The sequence below is a fragment of the Treponema sp. genome (assembly GCF_045657965.1).
Classification (GTDB): Bacteria; Spirochaetota; Spirochaetia; order Treponematales; family Treponemataceae; genus Treponema_D.
Map to the genome: position 1 here is coordinate 1 of NZ_JAZOUG010000227.1, position 4,757 is coordinate 4,757.

The 4,757-nt window shown below is 36.8% G+C and carries 6 protein-coding genes; 4 read left to right on the top strand and 2 right to left on the bottom strand.

Annotated features, from left to right (window positions below; translation table 11 throughout):
• From ACKI5B_RS08450 to ACKI5B_RS08465, 4 genes are all read left to right on the top strand, one after another.
• Positions 1-340 (top strand): hypothetical protein (locus ACKI5B_RS08450; RefSeq protein WP_407427728.1); only part of this gene is annotated, 340 nt, incomplete at its 5' end.
• Positions 341-412: 72 nt separating this feature from the next.
• The gene (locus tag ACKI5B_RS08455) at positions 413-613 is read left to right on the top strand and encodes a leucine-rich repeat protein (protein WP_407427730.1); all 201 of its coding nucleotides are present in this window, start codon (positions 413-415) and stop codon (positions 611-613) included.
• A gap of 32 nt (positions 614-645) precedes the next feature.
• Positions 646-1,260, top strand: a complete 615-nt coding sequence (locus tag ACKI5B_RS08460) for a leucine-rich repeat domain-containing protein (protein WP_407427738.1) — start codon at positions 646-648, stop codon at positions 1,258-1,260.
• 195 nt (positions 1,261-1,455) lie between these two features.
• Positions 1,456-2,274 (top strand): hypothetical protein, encoded by an 819-nt coding sequence (locus ACKI5B_RS08465; protein ID WP_407427732.1) that lies wholly within the window; start codon positions 1,456-1,458, stop codon positions 2,272-2,274.
• A gap of 217 nt (positions 2,275-2,491) precedes the next feature.
• On the opposite strand, the gene ACKI5B_RS08470 is transcribed toward ACKI5B_RS08465, so the two are convergent.
• Together ACKI5B_RS08470 and istA are read right to left on the bottom strand one after the other, a co-directional pair.
• Positions 2,492-3,313, bottom strand: coding sequence for an ATP-binding protein (locus ACKI5B_RS08470; RefSeq protein WP_407427734.1), 822 nt, complete (start codon positions 3,311-3,313; stop codon positions 2,492-2,494).
• Entirely contained in the window at positions 3,306-4,619 is a 1,314-nt protein-coding gene (gene istA, locus ACKI5B_RS08475) for an IS21 family transposase (RefSeq protein ID WP_407427736.1), read from the bottom strand. Before istA ends, ACKI5B_RS08470 begins: the two co-directional genes overlap by 8 nt.
• Positions 4,620-4,757 lie beyond the last annotated feature (138 nt).

A 4,757-nucleotide genomic window follows, 5' to 3' on the forward strand; every position in this document is an offset into this window, starting at 1 on the left:
CAGCAAGGAGTTCCTGACAAACACTTTCCTGCCTTTCCTTCCCTATACTTCCATCGAAGAATTGCTGAAAATGCTTAAAGTCATACACAAGGACTACGCAAAAAAAATCCTTGAAGTCAAAAAACAGGCGAAATTGGATCAGATGACAGTCGGACTTATAAAATCATTACTGACAAAAAAATTCAGAGATTCCCGTTTTGACTGGGAACTTTCCGATGTCGATAACGGTAATTATCTAATTCGGATAAAAGACGGCACGGAAATTGTACATAATCTGGTCGTAAATGAAAGCGACTGTGCTGAAAAAATTATGAGAATGGATTTGTCGGACTTTGATTAAATTTAATATTACAATTTTAGAACTGACATACTTCGTCATAGTATATATGCTATTCTATCATAGGAGGAAAAAATGAAAAAAATTAGTACGCAGTTTCAAATCGAAAACAATGTTCTAATATGGTGTAAAACAGATGCAAGAAAAGTTGTAATTCCCGAGGGGGTTACCGAAATTGGTATACATGCGTTTGACTTACATACAAATATGGTTAGCGTGACCATCCCAAAAACTGTTAAAAAAATCGGAAAAAAAGCGTTTTTGGATGTGGACTAACCAGTATTATTATTCCAAATGGTGTTACTGAAATCGGGGCATATGCGTTTGAAACATGTACAAGTTTGAAAAGCGTGGTTATACCAGATAGCGTAACTAGAATAGGAAATTATGCATTTTGTGCTTGCAGTCTGAAAAGTGTGATTATCCCAGACAGCGTTACAGAAATTGGAGATTATGCATTTGAGAGTTGTACAAGTTTAACGAATGTGGTTTTTCCTGACAGCGTTACAAAAATTGGAAGTATTCCCTTTTATCATTGCAAAATAAACGAATTACATAGTAAGTTCATAAATATAACCAACGGACTATGCATCGAGGGTAAAAAATTACTTTACTGTTCAGACCGATCTTTAACTAGCATAATAATTCCAAATGGTATATCAGAAATAGGAGAAAAAGCTTTTGCCGGATTAAATTTAAGAAAAGTGACTATCCCAAACAGTGTTGCTAAAATCGGAAATGATGCTTTCAGTGGATGTGCCAGAAAATCAAGTAGTGAAATCATAGGTAATATTCAAATAATTGGAGATTTTGCCGACCAAAGTTTACTAACTATAGTCTATAAGGGTTCTAAATCTCAATGGGAAAAGGTTGAAGGTTCAGAACAGGATGATTTGAAAGATATTGTTGTATTTGACGCATAGTTTTTTTTCCAACATCTGTACAGTCAGTTGCAGAGAAATCTTCTGACACGCTTCCGGCATTAGGAACGATGGCCGGCGTTGTGATTCTATTATTGAGGTAAGAACAGAATCGGGTAGGGTGCTGTAAACACCCTGCCCGACTATAAATAAAATAAATATTAATCTGCTGTATAATAAAAAAGGATGTACAACTAAATGGAAGATAAAGAATTTATAAGAGCAAATATTACATTTTCTTTTGATAATATAATTAGTATTAAAGATGATAAAAAATCGTTGACTTATGATTATTTGCAAGAATTAAAATCCATATATAATAATTGCGGAGTTTTAAATACACCTTTTGAGGAAGAACGCTTTGTTTCTGTGCGATTTTCTTCTCTTAAAGATGATGTTGATTGGTTTACGAATGGTATTACAAATTATTCATCCTTAGAAGGCTGGAAACCTACTATAAAAACACTGCCATTTTCCCTGTTTGTAAAATATAAACATGGCGATACTTTTACAATAACAATTCCAATATGTCCTCTATCAGATAATAAGCACGCTCAGTGTGAACTTATAAAAGTTTCTTGTATCGTAAGAATCCCCAGGCTATTGAAAACAAGGGAAAAAATAAGGGCAAATCTTTATATTAATCAAAATGATCATGTAGATATTTACGAAGAATTGTCTACAACACCTTCAAAATATATAACTAAATTAAAAATTCTCCATACAATATTAGAAACAAATAAAAAAATAAAAGATATCCTGCAACCTTTCGAAAATGAAAGATTTATACAGGTGACATATAAAACAAAAGGAATAGAAGACAGTGACTGGTTTAACCATGGTATTGATAATTATACGGAATTAACAGGCTGGAGACCTGTTATGGATATGCTCCCTTCATCTATATTTGACAAATATAAAAGTGGAGATACAGTTATGCTGACTGTACCTTTATGTAACAATAATCAAGAGATTCTACCTGTAATAGCAAAAGCGGCTTTATTCATAAGGAAATAATAAATTGTCCATGCCGCTATTTAATGAGTTTTATCGCAATCTCAGTTGTATTGCTTACAATTATCGCATAATTCTTGATACTGAAGTTCTAATCTTATTTAGATTAGCTGTTCCTTCGTGGTGTTAGAGTCGGGAGAAAATAGCCATTTAGAGTCAGACAGAAACCGCCAATTTTAGTCAAATAAAAATAACCAATAATGCACAGAGTTTCCTCCTTTTACTGGTTATTTTCTGGCTGTTCTGTCAGCGCGACAGTCTTTGCACGTTTTGTTGTTAGACTTATAACTTCCTTTTTCTGTCCTCGGTGAGTCTCGCCGTTGAAGTTAAAAATCATGGCATCATCAAAGATTCTGTCCAGAGCACAAAGCAGAGAATCTTCTTCTGTGAAGTTCTGCCGCCATGCTGACGGCTGCTTGTTGCTGGTAAAAATCATATTGTAGCTGCCTTCTTTGTTGTAACGCCGGTCAACAAGGTCAAAAAACAACCTTGTGTTTTCAGCATCAAATACGCAGTGTCCGACTTCATCAATTACTAGGCATGAAGGCTGTACAAGAGAGGTCATAACTTTCCCAACACGGTCAAGTTTTCTTGCCTCTGTGAACAGTTCATTCAGTTCAGTCATTTTGATGAAATATGCCTTAAGCATTTTACAGCAGCATTCATAGGCGAAAGCCATCGCAAGATGAGTTTTTCCCGTTCCTGCTGGACCTATAAAGGCAAGATTCTTGTGAGAATGCAGGGCTGCCAGCGTACTCAGACTTCTAAGTCTTTCTGAATCACGGCCTTTTATATCCTCAAAGCGGAAATTTTCAAAGGTCTTCGGATTCTTCAACGGAAGCCTTGAACATTTCAGAAGAAAATTAATTGAAGCCTGTTCCTTTCGTTTTGCAAGCTGTGAAAATGTTTCAATAACCGAGCTTATCTGTTCTGCTGAAAAATCTTTCTGCATTGCAAAGTTTGTAAAGTCGCTGACAGTCATTTTTATTCTGAGCGTAGAAAAAGCTTTTTCCAGTTCCGGAAAATCAATGCTTTTAATCATCGCCGGCCTCCTTGCTGAAGTCAAAGCGGTCAAATGCATTTGACGGAAGGTCAGGAGCCGTCTGCTCTATAACTGTTTTTACTGCAGCCGTAGGAAACTCTTCAGGCTGTTCAGGAAGAACGTACTGGTCTTTACAGAAATTGTCCCTTCGGCTCCATGTAACATCATGTGTTACAAGCTGATGGCTCATATCTGCTGAATAGATTGTCAAAATCTGGGCATTACGGCAGACTCTGACAGTCTTTCCGCTGTAGCTGTAAGGAATTCCAAATCGGCGGCCTTCATAAGTAACAAAACCGTCAAAAGAAATCCTTCTTGGCGGGCAAAGATACAAAAGTATTTCCGGCGACTTCTGCAACGTGACAAGGACATTTGAACATTCCTTATCATGTTCTGTCTGCGGAATCATGTCGATGCTTTTATGCCAGGAACTGTTCTGCTTTGCACACCATTCCAGAGCCTTGCTGTTCAGGTCAGTCACGTTTGTAAAGCATCTTCCGGCTAAAAAGTTACCTTTTACAAACTGTATAAGACGTTCAACTTTTCCTTTTGTGAATGGATGATATGCTTTACATAATCGGGTTTCAAATCCGATTGTCTTCATGAATACTTCGTAATCATGATTCCAGATTGGACTTCCATCTGAATCGCGTTTGATAACAACACTTTTCATGTTGTCTGTCAGAACGAATCGCGGAACTCCCATGTATGCAAATGCATGAATCATTCCAATGAACAGGTTTTCCTGCTTTGCATTTGGGAAAAACTCTATGAATCTTTCTCCACAGTGATGACAAATCATTGCAAAACATGCAGCCTGATATTCAAAACCGGAATAATCTCGGACTTTAACAAAGCCCCAGTCCATCTGAAAACAGTGCCCCGGCTCTGTTGAATATCTTCTGCCTCTGTTCCCTTGAGGACTGACAATCTGCCTTTTTGCAGGAATTAAATCTTTGTGAGCAAGAATATAATTCTTTACGGTTGTCATACCACCTGCATATCCGAGCTTACAAAGCTGTTCAAACAATACTTCGGAGTTTGTTACATTATTTCTCAGAAGATTGTCTATTACACCTGTAAAACCAGAAAGAACAGTGGATTCGGATTTACGCCCCAGCAGGCCATGCTGTTTTTCTTTGAAATTGTTCTCTTTTAGGCGTCTTAATTTGGCTCTTGTAATACCGGTTAATCTTTGTAATTCTGCAAGATTAACTTTTTCCAGGCAGAAACTTTCTTTTTCTCTGTCCTTTATAAGATCCAGCGCCTGTGGTAAACTTAGTTTGTCACTATTGTTTTCATTCATAAGCTCCTTTTCTGTGCATTATTGGTTCAGCACATATTTTAGGAACTTTTGTTTGATTATAATAGTGGCTTTTTCTTTTTGACTAATATTGGCGTTTTCTTCCTGACTCGTAGTGGTTAAAATCGTCTGACGCGAACA

Coding starts and splice junctions, on each gene's coding strand:
- ACKI5B_RS08470 (WP_407427734.1), bottom strand. CDS start 3,313: ATGATTAAAAGCATTGATTTTCCGGAACTGGAAAAAGCTTTTTCTACG.
- istA (WP_407427736.1), bottom strand. CDS start 4,619: ATGAATGAAAACAATAGTGACAAACTAAGTTTACCACAGGCGCTGGAT.
- ACKI5B_RS08455 (WP_407427730.1), top strand. CDS start 413: ATGAAAAAAATTAGTACGCAGTTTCAAATCGAAAACAATGTTCTAATA.
- ACKI5B_RS08465 (WP_407427732.1), top strand. CDS start 1,456: ATGGAAGATAAAGAATTTATAAGAGCAAATATTACATTTTCTTTTGAT.